This window comes from Nocardioides jiangsuensis (assembly GCF_019679455.1).
GTDB lineage: Bacteria > Actinomycetota > Actinomycetes > Propionibacteriales > Nocardioidaceae > Nocardioides_C > Nocardioides_C jiangsuensis.
In genome coordinates, this window is record NZ_JAIEZQ010000001.1 from 1,002,868 (window position 1) to 1,024,756 (window position 21,889).

At 72.8% G+C, this 21,889-nt stretch carries 20 protein-coding genes; 1 reads left to right on the forward strand and 19 read right to left on the reverse strand.

The genetic code is table 11. The features are described 5' to 3' along the window. Positions 1-39 precede the first annotated feature (39 nt). From K1X13_RS04645 to wrbA, 18 genes are all read right to left on the reverse strand, one after another. Positions 40-309, reverse strand: coding sequence for a DUF1876 domain-containing protein (locus K1X13_RS04645; protein ID WP_221023823.1), 270 nt, complete (start codon positions 307-309; stop codon positions 40-42). Positions 310-341: 32 nt separating this feature from the next. Beyond that, positions 342-1,361, reverse strand: coding sequence for a zinc-dependent alcohol dehydrogenase family protein (locus K1X13_RS04650; protein WP_308249396.1), 1,020 nt, complete (start codon positions 1,359-1,361; stop codon positions 342-344). A 4-nt stretch (positions 1,362-1,365) separates the two neighbouring features. Beyond that, positions 1,366-2,214, reverse strand: a complete 849-nt coding sequence (locus K1X13_RS04655) for a universal stress protein (RefSeq protein ID WP_221023824.1) — start codon at positions 2,212-2,214, stop codon at positions 1,366-1,368. A gap of 54 nt (positions 2,215-2,268) precedes the next feature. Beyond that, positions 2,269-4,038: an AMP-binding protein gene (locus tag K1X13_RS04660; RefSeq protein ID WP_221023825.1), complete on the reverse strand. Its 1,770-nt coding sequence runs from the start codon at positions 4,036-4,038 to the stop codon at positions 2,269-2,271. A 211-nt stretch (positions 4,039-4,249) separates the two neighbouring features. After that, positions 4,250-4,657 carry a cupin domain-containing protein gene (locus tag K1X13_RS04665; protein ID WP_221023826.1) on the reverse strand — a complete coding sequence of 136 codons (408 nt, stop codon included), beginning with the start codon at positions 4,655-4,657 and terminating at the stop codon, positions 4,250-4,252. After that, on the reverse strand, positions 4,654-5,373 hold the full coding sequence (gene narI / locus K1X13_RS04670) for a respiratory nitrate reductase subunit gamma (RefSeq protein ID WP_221023827.1): 720 nt from the start codon (positions 5,371-5,373) through the stop codon (positions 4,654-4,656). The genes K1X13_RS04665 and narI overlap by 4 nt, the downstream gene beginning before the upstream one ends. After that, positions 5,373-6,116: a nitrate reductase molybdenum cofactor assembly chaperone gene (narJ, locus tag K1X13_RS04675; protein ID WP_221023828.1), complete on the reverse strand. Its 744-nt coding sequence runs from the start codon at positions 6,114-6,116 to the stop codon at positions 5,373-5,375. Before narJ ends, narI begins: the two co-directional genes overlap by 1 nt. Next, positions 6,113-7,765 carry a nitrate reductase subunit beta gene (gene narH, locus K1X13_RS04680; RefSeq protein WP_221023829.1) on the reverse strand — a complete coding sequence of 551 codons (1,653 nt, stop codon included), beginning with the start codon at positions 7,763-7,765 and terminating at the stop codon, positions 6,113-6,115. Before narH ends, narJ begins: the two co-directional genes overlap by 4 nt. Beyond that, positions 7,765-11,427, reverse strand: a complete 3,663-nt coding sequence (locus tag K1X13_RS04685; RefSeq protein ID WP_221024582.1) for a nitrate reductase subunit alpha — start codon at positions 11,425-11,427, stop codon at positions 7,765-7,767. The genes narH and K1X13_RS04685 overlap by 1 nt, the downstream gene beginning before the upstream one ends. 115 nt (positions 11,428-11,542) lie before the next feature. Next, a complete protein-coding gene (locus tag K1X13_RS04690; protein WP_221023830.1) occupies positions 11,543-12,793 on the reverse strand; it encodes an MFS transporter in 1,251 nt (416 codons plus the stop codon). Positions 12,794-13,003: 210 nt separating this feature from the next. After that, on the reverse strand, positions 13,004-14,185 hold the full coding sequence (locus K1X13_RS04695) for an alcohol dehydrogenase catalytic domain-containing protein (protein WP_221023831.1): 1,182 nt from the start codon (positions 14,183-14,185) through the stop codon (positions 13,004-13,006). A gap of 66 nt (positions 14,186-14,251) precedes the next feature. Next, positions 14,252-14,794, reverse strand: a complete 543-nt coding sequence (locus K1X13_RS04700) for a YbaK/EbsC family protein (protein WP_221023832.1) — start codon at positions 14,792-14,794, stop codon at positions 14,252-14,254. Between the two features lie 91 nt (positions 14,795-14,885). After that, entirely contained in the window at positions 14,886-15,950 is a 1,065-nt protein-coding gene (locus tag K1X13_RS04705) for a DUF2157 domain-containing protein (RefSeq protein ID WP_221023833.1), read from the reverse strand. A gap of 76 nt (positions 15,951-16,026) precedes the next feature. After that, positions 16,027-16,443 (reverse strand): DUF2237 family protein, encoded by a 417-nt coding sequence (locus K1X13_RS04710; RefSeq protein WP_221023834.1) that lies wholly within the window; start codon positions 16,441-16,443, stop codon positions 16,027-16,029. After that, positions 16,443-17,678 carry a sensor histidine kinase gene (locus K1X13_RS04715; RefSeq protein WP_221023835.1) on the reverse strand — a complete coding sequence of 412 codons (1,236 nt, stop codon included), beginning with the start codon at positions 17,676-17,678 and terminating at the stop codon, positions 16,443-16,445. The genes K1X13_RS04710 and K1X13_RS04715 overlap by 1 nt, the downstream gene beginning before the upstream one ends. Next, entirely contained in the window at positions 17,671-18,366 is a 696-nt protein-coding gene (locus K1X13_RS04720; RefSeq protein WP_221023836.1) for a response regulator transcription factor, read from the reverse strand. The genes K1X13_RS04715 and K1X13_RS04720 overlap by 8 nt, the downstream gene beginning before the upstream one ends. A gap of 2 nt (positions 18,367-18,368) precedes the next feature. Next, complete coding sequence (locus K1X13_RS04725; protein ID WP_221023837.1) at positions 18,369-18,800, reverse strand: hypothetical protein; 432 nt, start codon at positions 18,798-18,800, stop codon at positions 18,369-18,371. 294 nt (positions 18,801-19,094) lie between these two features. Beyond that, positions 19,095-19,721, reverse strand: a complete 627-nt coding sequence (gene wrbA / locus K1X13_RS04730) for an NAD(P)H:quinone oxidoreductase (protein WP_225914520.1) — start codon at positions 19,719-19,721, stop codon at positions 19,095-19,097. Positions 19,722-19,899: 178 nt separating this feature from the next. On the opposite strand from wrbA, the gene K1X13_RS04735 reads away from it, so the two are divergent. Further along, complete coding sequence (locus tag K1X13_RS04735; protein ID WP_308249398.1) at positions 19,900-21,252, forward strand: cation:proton antiporter; 1,353 nt, start codon at positions 19,900-19,902, stop codon at positions 21,250-21,252. 46 nt (positions 21,253-21,298) lie between these two features. Here the strand turns inward: K1X13_RS04735 and K1X13_RS04740 are convergent, their stop codons facing one another. Next, on the reverse strand, positions 21,299-21,796 hold the full coding sequence (locus K1X13_RS04740; protein ID WP_221023838.1) for a VOC family protein: 498 nt from the start codon (positions 21,794-21,796) through the stop codon (positions 21,299-21,301). Between the last annotated feature and the right edge of the window lie 93 nt (positions 21,797-21,889).

Genomic DNA, 21,889 nt, shown 5'->3' on the forward strand with positions numbered 1-21,889 from the left:
GTCGCCGGCCGGGCCGACCGGGTTGCGGGAGCCGACCGGTCAGCGGGAGATGTGCACGCGCTCGTGGGTGAGCGACTCGATGTCCTCCGCGGCCGCGTGGAGCAGCCGATGGGCGAGGTCGGAGAGCGCCCGGGCCACCGCCAGCTCGTCCCCGATCTCCGGGACGTCGCGGTCGGTGGGGTTCAGCCGGGCGGTGCCCGTGCCCGTCAGCGTGACCGTCTCGTCGGGGCGCAGCCGCGCCTCGGCGTGGGTCAGTCCGTCGCGTTCGCCGATGAAGAGGTCGACATGCCAGGTCTTGGTGGTACTCATGCTTCATTGCCGCACGGTCCGTCGTGGACGCGTCAGGGTCGAAGGTCCCCGATGTGCAGCACGGCGGCGCCGTGCACCCGGTCGGCGGCGAGGTCGTCGAGGGCGTGCGCGGCACGGCCGAGCGGGTAGGGGGTGACGGTCGCGGTGACCCCGAGCCGGGGCGCCAGGGCGAGCAGCTCCTCCCCGTCGGCGCGGGTATTCGAGGTGACGCTGGTCAGCGTCCGCTCCCGGAACAGGTGCCGCTGGTAGTCCAGCTCCGGCACCGCGGAGAGGTGGATCCCGGCCACCGCCAGCGTGCCGCCGCGGTCCAGGGCGGCGAGCGCCGGCGGGACCAGGTCCCCGACCGGGGCGAAGACGATCGCCGAGTCAAGCGGCACCGGCGGGGCGTCGTACGCCTCACCGGCCGAGACCGCGCCGAGCTCGAGCGCCAGGGCGCGGGCCGCCGCGTCGCGGGTGAGCACGTGCACCTCGGCACCCTGCGCGATCGCGACCTGCGCGGTGATGTGCGCGCTGCCGCCGAAGCCGTAGAGCCCGAGCCGGCCCCCGGGCGGGACCGCCGCCCGGCGCAGCGCGCGGTAGCCGATGATCCCGGCGCACAGCAGCGGGGCGGCCTGCTCGTCGGGGAGCGCCTCGGGCAGCGCGTAGGCGAAGCCGGCCGGCGCGACGGCGTACTCCGCGTAGCCGCCGTCCTCGTCCCAGCCGGTGTAGCGCGACTCGGGGCAGAGGTTCTCCGCGCCGCGGCGGCACCAGCGGCAGGCGCCGCACGTGTGCCGCAGCCAGGCCACGCCGACCCGTTCTCCGGCGGCGAACCGGGTCACGCCGGCGCCGAGCCCAACGACCGTGCCCACCACCTCGTGGCCGGGGACGACCGGGGAGCGGCGCGGGGCCAGGTCGCCGTCGCGCACGTGCAAGTCGGTACGGCAGACGCCGCAGACGTGCACCCTCAGGGCCACCTCGCCCGGGCCGGGGCGCGGCACCGGACGCTCGACGGGGTGCAACGTGCCCTCGCCGCGCGTCTCCCAGGCGCGCATCGTCGCCGGGAGCGCGCTCACGGGGTCACCGGACGACGGCGACCGGGCACTCGGCGTGGTGCAGCAGCGCCTGGCTGACCGAGCCGAGCAGCAGGCCGGCGAAGGCGCCGAGGCCGCGGGAGCCGACCACGAGGAGCGACGCGGACTGCGAGGCGTCGGCCAGCACCCGGTGCGGGGCGACCGGGATCGCCTCCTCGGTCACGTGGACGTCGGGGTAGCGCTCGGCGAAGCCGGCCAGCGACTCGGAGACGATCCGCTCCGCCATGTTGACCTCGTCGGCGTCGGAGTCCAGCGGGTAGCCGGCGCTGACGCCGGTCCCACGGGACAGGTTGCGCCAGCCGTGGATCACGGTGAGCGGGCCGCCGCTGCGGCTGGCGTGGTCGAAGGCGAAGTCCAGCGCGCGCTTGCTGCCGCCGGAGCCGTCCACGCCGACGACGACGCGGGTGCTGTCCGGGTCGCGCGGCGGGCGGGTGACCACCACCGGGCAGAAGGCGTGCCGGGCCACGTGCTGGCTGACCGAGCCGAGGACCACACCCGAGACCAGGCTGTGCCCCCGGGCGCCGACCACGACCAGGCTCGCGTGCTGCGAGGAGGTGATCAGCGCCTCGCTCGGCGGCTTCTCGACCACCTCCACCGAGGTCTGCGTCGAACGTGCTCCCTTGAGCCGGTCCTCCGCGTCGCGGCGGAGGCGGGCCATCTTCTCCACGTGCCAGTCCCCGGTGATCTCGAGGATCTGGGTGGGGTCGACCTCGGAGATCATCACGTGCAGCGGGCGGCCGCGGTCGGCGGCGAGCCGGTCCCCCCACGAGAGGGCGAGCTCGCTGTCACCCGAGCCGTCGTAGCCGACGAGGACTGCGCCTTCCGGTGTTCTCATGCCTCCATCATCGTGACCGCGACGCGGCCCGGCCAGGGTCTCTGGTCCCGCTCCTCAGGCGCGCAGCTCCGGGAACTGGTCGTCGCGCCACTCCGGCGACCCGTCCCCGGTCGCGTCGCCGGCCGCGTCGCCGCGTCCGGCGGCCCGCTCGTTCTCCCGGGCCCGCAGCTCGACCCGGCGGATCTTCCCCGAGATCGTCTTGGGCAGCTCGGCGAACTCCAGGCGGCGGACCCGCTGGTACGGCGCCAGGTGCTCGCGGGCGTGCCGGAGGATCGCGAGCGCGGTGTCCCTGGTCGGCTCGTGCCCGGGGGCGAGGACCACGTACGCCTTCGGCACCGCGAGCCGGACCGGGTCGGGCGCGGGTACGACGGCGGCCTCCGCGACCGCCGGGTGCTCGATCAGCACCGACTCGAGCTCGAACGGGCTGATCTTGTAGTCGGAGGCCTTGAACACGTCGTCGGTCCGCCCGACGTAGGTGATGTACCCCTCCTCGTCGACCGAGGCGACGTCGCCGGTGTGGTAGTAGCCGCCGGTCATCGCGTCCTCGTTGCGCTGCGCGTCGCCCTGGTAGCCGGTCATCAGCGGCAGCGGCGAGGCCGCCAGGTCGAGGCAGATCTCGCCCTCGCCGGGTGCGGTCACCGGCTCGCGGGTCATCGGGTCGACCAGCACCACCGGGCAGCCGGGCAGCGCACGCCCCATCGACCCGGGCTTCACGGTCGAGCCGGGGGTGTTGCCGACCGCGGCGGTCATCTCCGTCTGGCCGTACCCGTCGCGCAGGGTCAGGCCCCACTGCCGGCGGACCTGCTCGATCACCTCCGGGTTGAGCGGCTCGCCGGCGCCGATCACCTCGCGCAGGCTGCCGGGTCCGCCGGACAGGTCGGCGTTGATCAGCATCCGCCACACGGTCGGCGGCGCGCAGAACGACGTGACCTCGTGCGTGTGCAGCTGGTCGAGCAGCGCGACGGGGTCGAACCGCGTGTAGTTGAAGAGGAAGACGGTGGCCTCCGCGATCCACGGCGCGAAGAAGCAGGACCAGGCGTGCTTGGCCCAGCCGGGCGAGGAGATGTTCAGGTGGACGTCCCCGGGCCGCAGCCCGAGCCAGTACATCGTGGTGAGGTGCCCGACCGGGTAGGACACCTGGGTGTGCTCCACGAGCTTCGGCCGCGACGTCGTACCGGAGGTGAAGTAGAGCAGCAGCCGGTCCTCCGGCGCCGTACCCGGGTGCTCGAGGGAGACGTCGCCGAGGCCGTGCGCGTCGTGCAGGTCGAGCCAGCCGGGGGCCGCGCCGACGGCGACCCGGGTGTAGTCACCGGGGACGGCGTCGAACTTCGCGGTGTCCGCGGGGTTGCAGATGACGTGCCGCGCGCCGCCCCGGTCGATCCGGTCGGTGAGGTCCGCCGGCCCGACCGCGGTGGTGGTCGGCATGATCACCGCGCCCAGTTTCATGATGCCGAGCATCGACTCCCACAGCTCGACCTGGTTGCCGAGCATGACGACGACCGCGTCGCCCTTCGCCACGCCCTGGGCACGCAGCCACGCCGCGACCCGGTCGGAGCGGCGGGCCATCTCGTCGAAGGTCACCGAGGTGGTGGAGCCGTCCTCCTCGACGAGGACCAGCGCCGGGCGGTCGTTGCCGCGGGCGATCGCGTCGAACCAGTCCACCGCCCAGTTGAACCGCGGCCCGACGTCGGGCCAGGTGAACTCCGCGACCGCGCGCTCGTGGTCGCCGCGCAGCTCCAGCAGCCGGTCGCGGGCGGCCCGGTAGGCCTCCGTGGCGCCCCCCGTCGTCCTGCCCGTGTCCCGCGTCGTCTCCGCGTGGCCCATCGCGTCTCCCGTCCGGTCTGTCAGGTGCCCGGTGCACCATCCGGTCACGCTAGCCGTACCGCGCCGTGAGCACGAGGGTCTCGCGGCGGGTGGTCCGCGGTCGGCAGGTAGTTCGTGAGTACATGGCTGTTCTCGGCCGCGAGGACAGCCATCTGCTCACGAACTGCCCGCGAGGCCGCACGGCGCGGCCTCCGACCACGTGCCGTGGACGTCAGTGCAGGGCGACGGTGAGCAGGATCGCGGAGTCGGTGTGCGCGAGCACGGCGTGCCGCTGCGGCGGGACCGGGATCAGCTGTCCGGGGTAGATGGTCCAGTCCCGCTCACCGGCCCGCAGGGTCACCTTCCCCTTGATCACGTAGAGCGTGGCCGCCGACGGCGAGTCGTGCTCGGCCATCTCGGCGCCCTCCTGCAGCGCGATCACCACCGCCCGCATCACCGTCCCGGACAGCACGGTCTTCGCCGTCCGCCCCGCCGGATGGTGGCGCAGGTCGGCGATCAGCGAGTCGGCGAGCTCGGCCAGCACCACCATCTCGCTCCGCGGGTGGGCCTCCTGCTCGCTCCGGCCCGGTTCGCGGCCCGCCCGGCGTGCCGCCTCCTGCTCTGCCTCGGTCCCGGTCATCTCGTGCGCTCCCATCCTCGACGTGGCGTGTGGCTCCCGAGCTGCTGGTCGTCGCGGCTCCGGTAGACGATGTAGGGCCGGGTCAGGTAGCCCAGCGGGGCGCTGAACACGTGCACGAGCCGCGTGAACGGCCAGAGCGCGAACAGCCCGAACGCGGCGAGCCCGTGCAGCTGGAACCCCAGCGGCGCCTCGGCCATCAGCTCGGGGTGGAGGTCGAAGCGGAAGATGCGGCGGAACCAGACCGAGACCCCCTCCCGGTAGTCGTAGTGGCCGAACACGTTGGCGATCACGGTGTTCGCCAGGCCGAGCACGATCACGGTGGCCAGCACCAGGTACATCGCCTTGTCCATCTTCGTGGTCGCGGAGAAGACCGGTCCGACCGTGCGCCGCCGGTAGATCAGGATCGCCATGCCGACCAGCGTGCAGAACCCGGCGACGGCGCCGACGGCCACGGCGAGGACGTGGTAGACCGACTCGGAGACGCCGACCGCCTCGGTCCACGACTTCGGGACCCCGAGCCCCATGACGTGTCCGAGGAAGACCGCGAGGATCCCGAAGTGGAACAGCGGGCTGCCCAGCCGCAGCAGCCGGTCCTCGTAGAGCTGGGAGGACCGGGTGGTCCAGCCGAACTTGTCGTAGCGGTAGCGCCACACGTGGCCGACCACGAACACGGTCAGGCAGACGTACGGGACGACCACCCAGAGCACCACGTCCATCAGCGACCTCCGGGGAACGACGGCATCGGCAGCGGCTGCGGACCATCCGGAGCGGCCGGGACGGCCGCACCACCCGGGGCCGCCGGGCCCGGGTCGAAGGCCGGGGTGGCGTACGGCGTGAGGCCGACCTCCTCCTCGGGAGGTCCCTCGGCGGCCAGCCGGCGTACGGCGTCCCACTCGTCGCCGCGCAGCGGCGGCAGCGTCGCGGTGACCGCCTCGACCGCCCCCGCCCAGCGCGACCCGGCGTCGCGCAGCGACAGCCGCAGCAGCTCGAGCCCGGCCCGGTGGTCGAGCAGCAGGCCGAGGCCGAGCCGCTGGTCGACGAGCGCGGCGTACTCCAGCACCACGCACAGGTGGTCGGGCAGCTCGCCGCCGGCGTCGGTGGAGGCGTCGAGCACGAACCCCGAGCGCAGGTAGGTCTGCTTGAAGCGCAGCAGCGCCACCCCGCGCTTGCGGGTGTCTCCGTGCGCGAAGTAGGTGAGGAACAGGTTGTGCCGGCGCCGGGTGTCGAAGGTCTCGACGTAGTCGGCCTGGAGCTCGGTGAGCGCCGCCTCCCCGAGCCGTACGGCGGTCGCCCGGAGCGGCTCGCCCACGGCGCCGGGCAGCGCCCGCGCGGCACCCAGCACCAGGTCGAGCCGGCCGAGGAGCTCCTCGTCGGGGTAGCCGAGCAGCAGCGAGGCCGACTGCCACGCGAGGGTCAGCTGCTCGGCCGGCAGCGACGGCCGCCCGCGTCGGGGGCTCACGGCTCGTCCTTCGGCGGGAACAGGCCCTGCGGGGTGCCCTTGCCGTCCCAGTTGAGCAGGTTCACCCGGCCGGACCGGTCGGGGGCGGCCACGGTGTCGGAGGTCTGCCGGTCCTTGAGCATCGCGAAGTTCTCCACCGCGATCGGCGTGGGCGTCCCGGACCCCTCGCCGAAGGGGCCGCTGCCCCCCATCCCCGGGCCGCCCTCGTAGTCCAGCGCGCACTCGGTGGCGAGCTCCTCGAGCGCGTGCGCCTGCTCGGCGTGCGCGGGCGGGATCACGTACCGCTCGTCGTACTTCGCTAGCGCGAGCAGGCGGTACATGTCGTACATCTCCTCCTCGCTCATGCCGACCGCGGCGGGGATCGACCCGTCCGGCTCGCGGCCCAGGTTGAGGTCGCGCATGTAGGAACGCATCGCCGCGAGCCTCCTCAGCACGGCGTCCACGGGGGCGACGTCACCGGCGGTGAACAGCTCGGCGAGGTACTCGATGGGGATCCGGAGCGCCTCGATCGCGGCGAACAGGTTCCGCTCGTCCTCGGCGTCCTCGCCCGTGTCGCGGACGACGTCGACCACCGGCGACAGCGGCGGGATGTACCAGACCATCGGCATCGTGCGGTACTCCGGATGCAGCGGCAGCGCGACCTTGTACCGGTTGATCAGCGCGTGGATCGGGGACCGCTGCGCGGCCTCGACCCAGTCGCGCGGGATGCCCGCCCGTTCGGCCTCCCGGACCACCGCGGGGTCCGAGGGGTCCAGGAACACCGACCGCTGCGCCTCGTAGAGGTCGTGGTCGTCGGGCGTCGAGGCGGCCTCGAGCACCCGGTCGGCGTCGTACAGCACCAGCCCGATGTAGCGCAGCCGCCCGACGCAGGTCTCCGAGCAGACGGTGGGGAGGCCGACCTCGATGCGCGGGAAGCAGAACGTGCACTTCTCGGCCTTGCCGGTGCGGTGGTTGAAGTAGACCTTCTTGTACGGGCAGCCGGACACGCACATCCGCCAGCCGCGGCAGCGGTCCTGGTCGACGAGCACGATGCCGTCCTCGGCCCGCTTGTAGATCGCACCGCTCGGGCAGGACGCCGCGCAGGACGGGTTGAGGCAGTGCTCGCAGATCCGCGGCAGGTAGAACATGAAGGTCTGCTCGAACTCGAACTTCACCGTGTCGCTGATCTTCCGCAGCACCGGGTCGTTCGCGGCGGTGGCCGCGGAGCCGCCGAGGTTGTCGTCCCAGTTCGCCGACCACTCGATCTTCATGTCCTTGCCGGAGATCAACGACTTGGGGCGCGCGACCGGGGTGTGCTCCTGGGCCGGCGCGTCGGTGAGCGTGGCGTAGTCGTAGGTCCACGGCTCGTAGTAGTCCTTCAGCGACGGCATGATCGGGTTCGAGAAGATCGTGGCGAGCTTCTTCAGCCGGCCGCCGCCCTTGAGCTTGAGGCGGCCACGCCGGTTCAGCTCCCAGCCGCCCTTCCACCGCTCCTGGTCCTCGTAGGTGCGGGGGTACCCCTGGCCGGGCCGGGTCTCGACGTTGTTGAACCAGACGTACTCGGTGCCGGCCCGGTTGGTCCACGCCTGCTTGCAGGTGACCGAGCAGGTGTGGCACCCGATGCACTTGTCGAGGTTCATCACCATCGCCATCTGAGCCATCACGCGCATCAGTAGGTCACCTCCTGGCTGCGCTTGCGGATCACGGTGACCTCGTCGCGCTGGTTCCCGGTCGGGCCGAGGTAGTTGAACGCGAAGGACAGCTGGGCGTACCCGCCGATCAGGTGGCTGGGCTTGACCAGCAGCCGGGTCAGCGAGTTGTGGATCCCGCCCCGCTTCTTCGACGTCTCCGCGATGGGTACGTCGATCAACCGGTCCTGCGCGTGGTGCATGTAGACCGTGCCCTCGGGCATCCGGTGGGAGACCACGGCGCGCGCGACGACCACCCCGTTGCGGTTCACCGCCTCGACCCAGTCGTTGTCCTCGACGCCGACCTTCGCGGCGTCCTTGTCGCTCATCCAGATCGTCTGCCCGCCGCGCGAGAGCGAGAGCATGAACAGGTTGTCCTGGTACTCGGAGTGGATCGACCACTTGTTGTGGGGGGTCAGGTAGCGCACGGTCACCCCGAGCTCGCCCACGTCGCCGAGCGACGGCTCCGCGAACAGCGCGCCCATGTTCAGCGGGGGCCGGTAGACCGGGAGGTTCTCGCCGAGCTCGGCCATCCAGTCGTGGTCGAGGTAGAAGTGCTGCCGGCCGGTCAGCGTGTGCCAGGGCTTGAGCCGCTCGACGTTGATCGTGAACGGCGAGTAGCGCCGGCCCCCGGTCTCCGACCCGGACCACTCCGGGGAGGTGATCACCGGGGTCGGCGCGGCCTGGGTGTCGGCGAAGGTGATCTGCTTCCCCTCGTGCTCGGCGGCGAGGTCGTGGAGCAGCGTGCCGGTGCGCTTCTCCAGGGTCTTGAAGCCCTGAGTGGCGAGGTGGCCGTTGGTGGTGCCCGAAAGGGCCAGGATCGCCTCGCAGGCGTGCACGTCCCGCTTCAGGCTGGGTCGGCCGTCGGCGGGTCCGCCGCGCACCGCGCCGTTCTTCGCCCGCAGGTAGTCCACCGACGCGTTCACGTCGTAGGTGACGCCCTTGGTCGTCGTCCCCAGCTTCTCCATCAGCGGGCCGAGCGCCTGCATCTTCGCGCCGACCGCCGCGTAGTCCCGCTCCACCGCGACGAGCTTGGGCATGGTCACGCCGGGGACCGGCTCGCACTCGCCGGCCTTCCAGTCCCGGACCACGCCGTGCGGGTTGGCCATCGCGTCGGGGGTGTCGTGCAGCAGCGGGACCGCGACCACGTCGGTGCGGGTGCCGAGGTGCTCGGCGGCCAGCTCGCTGAACTTGGTGGCGATGGTCTGCCAGGCGTCCCAGTCGGTGCGGGTCTGCCACGGCGGCGCGATCGCGGGGTTGAACGAGTGCACGAACGGGTGCATGTCGGTGGTGTTGAGGTCGTGCTTCTCGTACCACGTGGCCGCCGGCAGCACCACGTCGGAGAAGATCGTCGTGCTGGTCTGCCGGAAGTCCAGGCTGAGCAGCAGGTCGAGCTTCCCCTCCGGCGCCTCGTCGTGCCACGTGACGTCGCGCGGGCGGCTGCCCTCGGGCGCCTCGCTCGCGCGCAGCGAGGAGTCCGCGCCGAGCAGGTGCTTGAGGAAGTACTCGTTGCCCTTGGCCGAGGAGCCGAGCAGGTTGGCCCGCCAGATCGCGAGGATCCGCGGGAAGTTCTCCGGGGAGTCGGGGTCCTCGCAGGCGAACCGCAGGTCACCGGACTTCAGCTGGGCGACGACGTGCTCGGCGACCGGCCGGCCCGCGGCGGCCGCCTCGTCGGCGAGGTCGTGCGGGTTCCGGTCGAAGGTGGGGTACGACGGCATCCAGCCCATCCGGGCGCTCTGCGCGATGAGGTCGGCCGTCGTCCGCCCGCCGAAGCGCCCCTGCCCGGTCCTGGCCGACAGCGTGTCGGCGCCGAAGTGGTCGTAGCGGTACTGGTCGGTGTGCAGGTACCAGTACGCGGTCTGGATCATCTGCCGCGGGGGCCGCGTCCAGTCGAGGCCGAACGCGAGCTGCGCCCAGCCGGTGATCGGCCGGCACTTCTCCTGGCCCACGTAGTGCGCCCAGCCGCCGCCGTTGACGCCCTGGCAGCCGGTGAGCGTGGTCAGCGCCAGGAAGCCCCGGTAGATCGTGTCCGAGTGGAACCAGTGGTTCGTGCCCGCCCCCATCACGATCATCGAGCGGCCGCGGGACTCCTCGGCGTTGCGGGCGAACTCCCGCGCGATCCGCGCCGCGGCCGCGGCCGGGACGCCGGTCACCTGCTCCTGCCAGGCCGGGGTGTACGGCGCCGCGGCGTCGTCGTAGGACGCCGGCCACTCACCGGGGAGCCCGGGCCGCCCGACGCCGTACTGCGCCAGCATCAGGTCGTAGACGGTGGTGACCAGGTGCTGCCCGACCCGGCGGACCGGGACGCCGCGCGACAGGTCCTGCGCGGCGCCGTCGGGGGTGTCGAAGCGCGGCAGACGCACGAGCACGGAGTCCCAGGAGGTGTCCGCCAGGGAGAGCTTCGGGTCGACGTCCTCGAGGTCGAGGTTCCACCGGCCTACGCCGGTCTCCCCGAACCGGTGGCCCAGCGACCCGTTCGGCACGACCGGCTCGTCGGTGCGGGTGTCCATCACGACGGTCTTGAAGTGCGCGTTCTCCGCGTTGCGGTGGGTGGGGAGGTCGGCGGCGGTCAGGAACTTGCCCGGCCGGTACGTCCCGCCGCCGAGGTCGTCGAGGACCACCAGGTACGGCAGGTCGGTGTACCGCTTCGTGTAGTCGGTGAAGTACGGCGTCGGCCGGTCGACGAAGAACTCGCGCAGGATCACGTGGCCCATCGCCATCGCCAGCGCGCCGTCGGTCCCGGGCCGGGCGGGGAGCCACTCGTCGGCGAACTTCACGTTGTCGGCGTAGTCCGGGGCGACCGCGACCACCTTCTGCCCGCGGTAGCGCGCCTCGGCCATCCAGTGCGCGTCGGGGGTCCGGGTCACAGGCAGGTTGGAGCCCCACATGATCAGGTAGCCCGCGTCCCACCAGTCCCCGGACTCGGGCACGTCGGTCTGGTCCCCGAACACCTGCGGGGAGGCCACGGGCAGGTCGGCGTACCAGTCGTAGAACGACAGCATGGTGCCGCCGACGAGCGAGGTGAACCGGGCCCCGGAAGCGTGGGAGACCATCGACATCGCCGGGATCGGCGAGAACCCGGCGACCCGGTCGGGGCCCCACTTCCGGATCGTGTGCACGTAGGCGGCCGCGACCATCTCGGTGGCCTCGTCCCACGACGCGCGGACCAAGCCGCCCTTGCCACGCGCCGACTTGTAGGCCTTGGCCCGCAGCGGGTTGTCGACGACGTGCGCCCACGCCTTGACCGGGTCGCCGTCGTGCTGGGACTTCGCCTCGCGGTACATCTGCAGCAGCACACCGCGCACGTAGGGGTAGCGGACCCGGGTCGGCGAGTAGGTGTACCAGGAGAACGCCGCGCCGCGGGGGCAGCCACGCGGCTCGTACTCCGGCTTGTCCGGGCCCACCGACGGGTAGTCGGTCTGCTGGGTCTCCCACGTGATGATGCCGTCCTTGACGTACACCTTCCACGAGCACGACCCGGTGCAGTTCACGCCGTGCGTGGAGCGGACCACCTTGTCGTGGCTCCACCGGTCCCGGTAGAAGTCGTCCGCGCCGCGGCCGCCGGTCCGGTGCAGGCTGCGCAGGTCGTCGGAGACCTCGGCCCTGGTGAAGAACCGCCGCGAGCGCACCAAGGCCTCGCTCAGGCCTCCGTCGAGACCGACCTCGCGGTCCCCCGGCTGCCGGCTCTCGGGTTCGACGTCTGTGCTCACGTAGTGCTCCTGTGCTCGCGACGTGCCTGGGACTCTACTGATGGCGTGCTCACGCGGGAAGGGTGTCGGCGGCGTGGGTGGCTGCGGTACGGCGGACGACGGTGAGGGTGAGCACGAGGGTCAGCGCCGCGGTCACCGACAGCAGGGCCAGCCCGATCCCGTAAGAGTCGGTGCGGCCGTAGACGTAGCCCATGATCAGGGGCGGCACGAAGCCCCCGAGCCCGCCCGCGGCGCCGACCAGGCCCGTGACGCCGCCGACCCGCGAGGGGTCGGTGACCCTCGCGACCAGCGCGAACGTCGCACCGCTGCCGGACCCGAGCGCGGCGGCCATCCCCAGAAAGGCGAAGGTGCCGACGGGAGCGAGGAGCGGCGTGGTCGCGGCGACACCCGCGCCGACCACCACGACCGCGTAGCCGCCCGCCAGCACCGGGACCGGCCCGAACCGGTCGGAGAGCCACCCACCGACCGGCCGCATCAGCACCGCGACCACGACGAACCCGGCCATCCGGTTCGCCGCGTCGGCAGGGGTGAGCTCGTAGGCGGTCTTGAGGTAGGCGGGGAGGTAGACCGAGAACGCGACGTACCCGCCGAAGGCGACCGCGTAGAGGATGCACGCCTGCCAGGTGATCGGCAGCCGGGCGTTCGCCGCGAGGCGCGTCATCAGCGAGGTCGTCGGCGCGGTCCGCCCCGGGGCGTCGCGCATCACCAGCCACGCGGCGACGGCGTACACGGCCAGCACCGTCGCGGTGATGAGGAAGGGCGCCTTCTCGCCGACCTCCGTGTAGAGCGTGACCGTGGTCAGCGCGCTGATCGCGGTGCCGCCCATGCCCGCACCGAAGATGCCCACGGCGAGGCCGCGCCGCTCCGGCGGGAACCAGGCGTTGACGAACGGCACGCCCACCGCGAACGCGGTGCCCGCGATGCCGAGGAAGAAGCCGCCCACCAGCAGGAGCGTGAAGGAGTCGAGCGCGAAGAAGGCGATGAACAGGATCGGCACGATCGTGGCCGCGGAGACGAGCGGGAACATCACCCGGCCGCCGTACCTGTCGGTGAGCGCGCCGACCACGATCCGCCCCAGCGAGCCGACGATGACCGGGACCGCGACCATCAGCGCCACGTCGGACTCGGTGAGCTCCCCGACCGTGCCCTGCTCGCGGAACAGCGGACCGAGCGGGCTGAGCAGCGCCCACGCCCAGAAGTTGAGCGCGAACCCGAGGGTGGCCATCGCCAGCATCAGGTAGGCGCGCGCGTCCGTGCGGGCCGCGGTGGTTCCGGATCCTCCGACCGACGTTCTGCTCATCAACACTCCCCGTGTCCGCCGGGCCGTCCGGCCCGTCGCTCCTCGTAGCGACACTGTCAGGTCGGCACCGCGGTGCGACAAGGCCGAAGGTCCCGAGTCCCGGCGACCGACGTCCCGCTCCCGAACCGCACCGAAGCACGCAGAGACACGACAGCTCCCCACGACCCGTGCGTCGTGGGGAGCTGTCGTGGCTTGCGGCCGGGATGGCCGTTACGGCTTGAAGACCACCTTGATCGTCCCGTCCTGCTTCTTCTGGAAGTTGTCGTACGCCGAGGCCGCCTCGGAGAGGGGCACCTGGTGCGTGGCGAACTGCTCGACGCCGAGCGGGTCGGAGTCGTCGGTGAGCAGCGGCATGATGTCGTCCACCCAGCGCTTCACGTTCGCCTGGCCCATGCGCAGCTGGATCTGCTTGTCGAACATGGTCATGATCGGCATCGGGTCGGTCTGGCCGCCGTACACCCCGATCAGGGAGACCGTGCCGCCGCGCCGTACGGCGTCGATGGCGGTGTAGATCGCCGACATCCGGTCCAGACCGACGCGCGCCATCAGCGGCGCGGTGAGCTTCTTGGGCAGCATGTTGAAGATCCGCTGCCCCACCTCGGCGACCGGTGAGCCGTGCGCCTCCATGCCGACCGCGTCGATCACCGAGTCCGCGCCGCGGCCCTGGGTGCGCGAGCGGACCTCCTCGGCGACGTCGTCGACGGCGTTGAGGTCGATCACCTCGGCGCCGCGGCTCTTCACCCGGGCCAGCCGCTCGGGGACCAGGTCGACCCCGATCACACGGAGCCCCTTCTGGACGCCGATCCGGCACGCCATGTCACCGATCGGGCCGAGCCCGAGCACCAGCAGGGTGCCGCCGTCGGGCACGTCGGCGTACTCCACCGACTGCCAGGCGGTCGGGAGCACGTCGGAGAGGAACAGGAAGCGCTCGTCGGCCGGGCCCTCGGGCACCTTGATCGGCATGAACTGCGCCTGCGGGACGCGCAGGAACTCCGCCTGAGCCCCGGGCACCTCGCCGTAGAGCTTGCTGAAGCCGAAGAGCGCCGCGCCGGTGCCCTGCTCGCGGACCTGGGTCGTCTCGCACTGGGTGTAGAGCCCCTGGGTGCACATCCAGCAGTCACCGCAGCAGATCTGGAAGGGCATCACGACCCGGTCGCCGACCTCGAGGTCGCCCACGTTCGCGCCGACCTCCTCGACGATGCCCATCGGCTCGTGACCGAGGATGTCCCCCTCGCCCATGAACGGGCCGAGCGTCTCGTACAGGTGCAGGTCAGAACCGCACAGGCCGCTCGAGGTGATCCGCACGATCGCGTCCGTCGGCTCCTTGAGGATCGGGTCCGGGACGTCCTCCACCCGTACGTCGCGACGTCCGTGCCAGGTCACTGCCTTCATCTGGTCCTCCTCGGTGTCTTCTCCTGCATCCTTCGAGGTCGTACCCGATGAGTCACGGGCAAACGGTCAGATGCCCAATCCGGTGAGAACCTCGGCGCGGGGCAGGTCCCCGAGGTCCCGGCCCGGGAGCAGCAGCTTCGAGCGCCGTACGCCGCTGCCGACGACCGCCACGTCGAGGTCGAGCACGGAGGCGTCCACGAACAGCCGCCACCGCTCCGGCAGACCGACCGGCGTGATCCCGCCGTACTCCATGCCGGTCTCGTCCACGGCGCGCTCCATCGGCAGGAACGACGCCTTCCGGACGTCGAGGGTGCGCTTCACCAGGTTGTTCACGTCGGCGCGGGTGTCGGCCCGGACGACGCACGCGGCGACCCGCTCCTCCCCGTCGCGGCGGCCGGAGACCACCACGCAGTTCGCGCTGGCCCGGAGAGGCAGGTCGTAGGCCTCGGTCAGCGCGGCGGTGTCGGCGAGGTCCGGGTCGATCTCCACGACCGCCACCCGCTCGGCCGGGGCCCAGCCGGCGAGCGCGGCAGCGACCGGCTCCGCGAGCAGGTCGGGACGGTCCAGGGCGGGCAGGGAGTCGAGGGTTCCGAGGACGGGAAGGCTCATCCGGTCAGGGTAGACAGCCACCGCACGGGGCACGGCGAGGCGTCCGGACCCGTCCCTCCGCCGGCCCGGACGCCTCGCCGTTCGGTCCGCCTCAGCGCCGGGGCGGCTCCGCGTCGTGCTGGACCTCCCGGTCCTCGGGGGCCTCCACGACCTCCTTGCGCAGCCGGAGGCCGAACAGCGCCGCGACCAGCAGGGTGACCCCGGTGGCCAGGAGCACCCCGGCGGGGCCGAGCTCGTCGTCGGTCCAGTCGAGCAGCACCTGCGGCACCACCGCGGTGACCGCGACGACGCCGGTCGCGAGGTAGGGCCATGCCGGACGGACGACGTAGACGGCGAACGCGCCGACCGCGACGCCGACCAGCGCGACGTAGCCGACCCAGCGGTCCTCGGTCACGAAGACCGCCGACTGCGCCCCGACCAGCGCCAGCAGGCAGCCGATGACCCGGCCGGTGGCGACCTCGCGCCAGACCCCGCGCTCGGCGAGCGCCAGCCACCCGACCCCGATGACCAGCCACACGAGACCGAGGGCGACGGTGTCGGCCAGGCCGAGCTTGTCGGTGCCGGTCGGCGCCGCGAGCATCACACCGAACGCGGCACCGGCCTGACCCACGACGGTGGGGGCGAGCAGGTAGCCGAGCAGCGAGACGACCGCCATGGTGCCGAACGCCAGCATCGGCGCCGTCGTGTCGGACGGGTCGGCCGTCGTGGACACCTGCAGGCCGACGGTGCCGGCGGCGGCCACGGCCGCGGCGGTGAACAGCACGCCGGCGAGCCGGCGCCGGACCGCGTCCTCACCCGCACGCAGGGCCGCGAGACCCTGGCCGACGAGACCGACGGCGAGGCCGGCCGCGACGAGCACCAGGGTGCTGCCGGCCAGGAGGGCGACCTGCTGGCCCTCGGACAGGTCCGGCCACTGGGAGGCGAAGAAGATGATCGCGGCGGCCACCACGAAGGCAGCGCCGACGTAGCCGGCGAGCTCGGCGAAACGCCGGGTCAGCGGAGCGCTCACCGAGGCCTGACCGGCCAGCGAGCGGTCGACGAGGGACTGTGCCTCGTCCCGCCTGCCGGGGTCGACGAGGCCCTGGTCGACGAGCGCCTTCACCACGGCCGCGGCGCGGGGGTCCCGCACCGGCCGCACGGGATGGGTCGATGTCATGACTTCATCGTCGGGCCGTCCGGTCCGCGGCGGACAGAGTCGTTGTACCTAGTAGGACCAGGTGATCGACTCTGGATCAGGCGAGCGAGCCGGGGTCCTCCGGCACGTCGACGGCGTGCTCGCGCAGGAGGGCCAGGGGTACGACGTCCAGGGCCCGCTCGTGCGTGCCGGCCAGGACGACCGGCGCCGCCACGCCGTCCTGGTAGGCCTGGAGCCAGCGCACCGCGACGACGCACCACCGGTCCCCCGGCTGCAGGCCGGGAAACCGCCACTCCGGCCGCGGGGTGACCAGGTCGTTCCCCACGCTCGCCTGGTGAGCCAGGAACTCCTGGGTCACCACCGCGCACACGGTGTGGCTGCCGATGTCCTCGGGGCCGCTGCTGCACCGCCCGTCACGGTAGAACCCGGTGACCGGGTCGGTGCCGCACGGCTCGAGCGGCCGGCCGAGCACGTTCCGCTCGTCGCCGGCGCCTCCGGGTGGTTCTGTGCTCATCAGGTCGACCTCCCGTTCGCGGTGGGCAGGACCAGGCTGAACGTGGTGCACCGGTCCTCGGTCAGGCGCAACCGGCCGCCGAGCGCCTCGGCGACCCGGACGGCGGTGGCCACCGTCTCACCGTCGCGTCCGGGCACCGGCTGCCGCACCGTGGCGGTGCCGGACGGCCGGAGGCCCTCGTCGGCCACCCGCACCTCGGCGTACTCCCCGCGCCCCGCGACCGACACGGTGACCGTGCCGGCCCCGTGCCGGACCGCGTTGCCGACCAGGGCGTCGAGGATCTGAGCGATCGGTTCGTGCGGCAGCCGCACCGCGACGACCGGCGGTGCGTCCAGGTCGATCGGCCGTCGCCGCGACGTGGCCCGGTAGGGACGCACCGCGTCCTCGACCAGCGGCACGAGGTTGATCTCCACCGCGTCACCGAGCCGGAGCCCGCGGGCCCCGCCGAGCAGGCTGGTGATCGTGGCGCTGAGCCGGTCGAGCTCGGCCAAGGCTCTGGACAGCTCCTCGGCCACGTCGGGCGGGGTCTGCGGCCAGCTCGCGACGTCCTCGATCTCGAGCCGCAGCGCGGTGACCGGGGTGCGCAGCTCGTGCGAGGCGCTCACCGCGAACTCCCGCTCACGGCGGACCAGCGCATCCAGGTCGCGCGCGCTGCGCCGCAGCGCCGAGCCGATCGCCTCCGCCTCCGGCACGTCGTAGTGCGGCACCTCGACGTCGAACCTGCCCCGGCCGACCATCGTCGCCGCCGCGGCCAGCTCCCGGAACGGCCGGGACAGCCGGGCCGCGGCCAGGACCCCCGCCGCGCCGGCGAGCAGCACCAGCGCGATGCCCAGCACGACCAGCGGGAGCAGCACGTCGGACACCCGCTCGTCGACGACGGCGGGGTCCCGGCTCAGCGTGACGGTGCCGCCGCCGGCGACCGGCCGGCTCACCGTGAGCTGCTCCGCCGCGGAGGAGGCAGGCTCCGCTGCGGAGGTGACAGAGTCACCGTCGGCAGGGACGTAGCGCAGGTGCTCCCCCGGCCGGGCCAGGTCGGCGAGTACGGCCGGGGTCACCGTCTCGCGCTCGGTCTCCAGGTGGGTGAGCAGGGTCGCCGCGGCCTCCGCCGTGCGGGCGAGGGACGTGGTCTCCTGGGCCTCCACGAGCTCCGCGGTCGTGTAGGCGCGCACGCCCACGAACAGCGTCAGGACGACGGCGGTGAGGCTGACGAACGCGGCGACGAGCCGGTCACGCATCGCCGGGTCCGTCCTCCAGACGGAAACCCACGCCGCGCACCGTCACCACCCGCGCGGGCGCCTCGTGCTCCTCGAGCTTCTGCCGGAGCCGGCCGACCGTGACGTCGAGCGTCTTCGTGGAGCCGAACCAGTTGCTGTCCCAGACCTCGTCCATCAGCCGGTCGCGGGTGACCACGGCGCCGCGCACCTCCGCGAGCAGCGCGAGGACGTCGAACTCCTTGGTGGTCAGCGGCACCTCGTGCTCACCGACCCAGACCCGGCGGGCGGTGCCGTCGATCCGGACCCCCGTCTCGTCGGCCGGCTCCGCCGCGGCGGCGGACCGCTCGCTGCGACGCAGCAGCGCCCGGGTGCGCGCGAGCAGCTCGGCGAGACCGAACGGCTTGGCCATGTAGTCGTCGGCGCCGACGTCGAGGCCGACGACCCGGTCCAGCTCGCCGCCGCGGGCGGTGAGGATGAGGATGCCGCCGGTGTAGCCGTCGGCGCGCACCGTGCGGCACACGTCCAGCCCGTCGAGGTCGGGCAGGCCGAGGTCGAGGATGACCAGGTCGAGGTTCCCGGTGCGGGCGCGGGCCACGGCCGCCCGCCCCTCGGCGACGCGCTCGACGTCGTACCCCTCCCGCTGGAGGGTCCGCACGAGCGGCATCGCGATTCCATCATCGTCCTCGACGACGAGCACCGTGGCGGCCATGGTCACAGAGCATAGGGGTGCTCGGGCTCGGGTTCCGGCTGCCGCGAGGCGGCGTCGAGCGCGAGGAGCAGGACGACCCCGATCTCGAGCACGAAGGCGAGCAGGCCCGAGGAGCCGTCCGGTCGCTCCAGTGTGCGTGCACCGGGGACGCCGAGGACCAGGTTGAGCATCTCGCCGGCGAAGGTGAGCACGGCGACCCCGCCGGCGGTGGCCCGGGCGCTCAGGTCGCCCCGGCGCCACAGCCAGGCCCCGGCGACCAGGGCGCAGGCGGCGAAGGTGGCGGTGAGCACCCCGAGGTAGGCGGCGGCGCGCCAGACGCCCGGCAGCTCGGTGAGGAGCAGGAGCCCGAGGAGGACCGAGGCCGCGCCGGCCGCCCGCGCCGGGGGCGGGGGGGCCGGGGCCGTTCGGTACGGCAGATCCACGGCGCCTGACATGAGCCGGAGACCGCCCCTGCGGGCGGTCCCGGACCTCGGAGACCTGGGAGGTGGCCTCCGTGCCCGTCCGTCCTCGTCGGCACGGCCCCGCGGGGAGGGGGGCGCGGCGTGTGCGGTCCGGTTCATGTCAGGCACCTGTGGAAGTCGCTCCGGAAGGGCCGTCTCCCGCCCCATGGACGGCCCTTCCGGCGTGTTCGGTCACGCTGTCTCAGCGTGTTCCTTCACGCTAGGCGAGCCGTCTCCACGCACCGGCAACAGCCCGGTCACGGGATCTCCACACTTCGGCAACGCGGCTCAGGCGGCCGCCTCACCGGCCTTGAGCCTGCGGGCGACCTCGACGGCGCGCTCGGCCAGGTGGTCCAGGGCGTCGTGCTCGGTGCTGCCCAGGGGCGCGTCGTTGTCGGCCCCGGTCACGTGACCCACGCCGTACGGGTTGCCGTCGGCGAACTTCACCGGGTCGGTGTAACCCGGCGAGACGATGAGCCCGCCGAAGTGGTGGATCGTGGTGTAGAGCGCCAGCAGCGTCGACTCCTGGCCCCCGTGGGTGGTCTGGGAGGACGTGAAGCCGGCGTACACCTTGTCCGCGAGCTGGCCCTGGCCCCACTGCGGGCCGAGCGTGTCGATGAACTGCTTGAGCTGGCTGGCGACGTTACCGAACCGGGTGGGCGTGCCGAACAGGACCACGTCGGCCCAGGTCACGTCCTCGGGCGTGGCGGTGGGCTGGTCCGCGACCTCCTCGAGGTGCGCCCTCCAGTCGTCCTGGGACTCGACGACCTCACGCGGCGCGAGCTCCTCGACGTGACGGAGGCGGACCTCGGCGCCGGCCTTCTCGGCGGCCTGGCCGAGCCGCTCGGCCATGCGCTGCGTGGTGCCCGTGGAGGAGTAGTAGACGACGGAGACCTTGACGGGTGCGATGGTCATGACCTGTTTCACCTCAACCTGGTTGGGGAACGTGGCGAGCCCCGGCTGCTGTCCGCAGCGGGACCCGCTGAGGGGTAACCGCTGCCCCGGCGCCTCAAACGGGACCGCGTCGTAGTCTGCGTGAGGGGACACTGACCACGAACCCGCCCGGCCGTCCGCTCAGCGGCGGCGGGGCAGGGTGGACCGAACCGAGGAGAACCGTGCCGTACCCGTCGTCCCCGAGGCCACGATGACCGTCGACGTCGTGTTCATCCTCGCCGGCGCCTCGCTGCTGCTCGCCGTGGTGCTGCCGGTCGCGCTGAGCCGGGCCGCGGTCTCCGCCCCGATCGTGCTGCTCGTCGTGGGCGCGCTGATCGGCCTGCTCCCGCTCCCGGAGGGCGTGGAGCTGACCCCGATGGCCAACCGGAGCTTCGTGCAGCACCTGACGGAGTTCTGCGTGCTGTTCGCGCTGATGGGCGTCGGGCTGGCCCTGGACCGGCCGCTGGACCTGCGCCGGCTGGGCGCCTGGCGGAAGTGGGGCGCGACCTGGCGGCTGCTGGGGATCGCGATGCCGCTGACCATCGCCGCGGTGGCCGTCCTCGGCTGGTGGGCGATGGGGCTCGGGCCGGCCGCGGCGGTCCTGCTCGGCTCGGCGCTGGCCCCCACCGACCCCGTCCTCGCCTCCGACGTGCAGGTGGAGGGGCCCACCCCCGCCGACGGCGCCGAGCAGGAGGAGATCGACGAGAGCGACGAGGTTCGCTTCGCGCTGACCTCCGAGGCCGGCCTCAACGACGGGCTGGCGTTCCCCTTCGTCTACGCCGCGATCTTCCTGGCCACCCTCGGCCCGGTCACCGAGTGGGGCCTGAGGTGGCTGGCCTGGGACCTGGTCGGCAAGACCCTGCTCGGCGTCCTGGTCGGCCTCGTCGTCGGCTGGGTGCTGGCCAAGGTGGCGTTCCGGGCCCCGAGGCTCTCGCTGCGGCTGGCCGAGACCGGGGAGCCGCTGCTCGCGCTCGCCGCGGTGCTGCTGTCGTACGGCGTCGCCGAGCTCGTCGGCGGCTACGGGTTCCTCGCGGTCTTCGCCTGCGCGATGACCCTGCGGTCCGCCGAGCGCGGGCACGACTACCACGCGCACATGCACCAGACCATCGAGCGCCTCGAGCGTCTGTTCACGCTGGCGGTTCTGCTGATCCTCGGCGTCGCGATGACCAACGGGCTGCTGAGCACGCTGACCTGGCCGGCCGTGGCGGTGGCGTTCCTGCTGGTCTTCGTGGTCCGTCCGGTGACCGGGTACCTCGCGCTCTGGTCGCGGCACGACACCTGCCGGGTCGGCGACCACGTGCTGACCCGCGGCGAGCGCGCCGCGACCGCGTTCTTCGGGGTACGCGGGGTGGGGTCGCTGTTCTACCTGGCCTACGCCACCGGCGCGGCCGACTTCGGGGACTCCCAGGTGCTGTGGTCCACGGTCGCCTTCACGATCGTGCTCTCGGTGCTCGTGCACGGGGTGACCGCGACCCCGGTGATGCGCCGGCTGGAGCGGGCCAGGGGCCTGTGAGGCCGGACCGGACCGCCCCGCGGGGCGGTCGGAGCGGTCGGAGCGGTCAGAGCACCCGGTGGCCGTACATCTCGCCGAGCGGGTCGGCGATCAGCTCGACCCGGGCGCCGTCGGGGTCGGTGAAGTAGACCGACACCTCGCTGTGCACGACGTGGTCGATGCCGGCCTCGTCGAGGCGGGCGACGATCGCGTCCCAGCGCGACGGCTCGACCGAGATCGCCACGTGGTGCAGCCCGCCGAGGACCTCGGCGTACGGGCCCAGGTCGAGGCCGGGGAAGTCGAAGAACGCGAGCAGGTTGCCGTTGCCGATGTCGAAGAAGAAGTGCGAGGACCCCGGGTAGTCGCGGTTCTCGATCAGCTCGGTCAGCGGGAACCCGAGCAGGTCCTGGTAGAAGCGGACCGTGCGCTCCACGTCGCTGCTGATGAGGGCGGTGTGGTGCAGGCCCCGGGCGGTCGAGGCGGGACGCTCGGCGGCGGGTCGCAGGTGCGCGTCGCGGATGCGCGCCCGCGCGGCCTCGATGGCGCTCAGGTCGGTGGCGGTCATGACGTCATGATCGGCGACGGCACCCCGCCAGACAAGGCGGGGTGCCGCCCCTCGTTCAGAGGTCAGTCGTGCGGCGTTCACACGTCAGTCGTG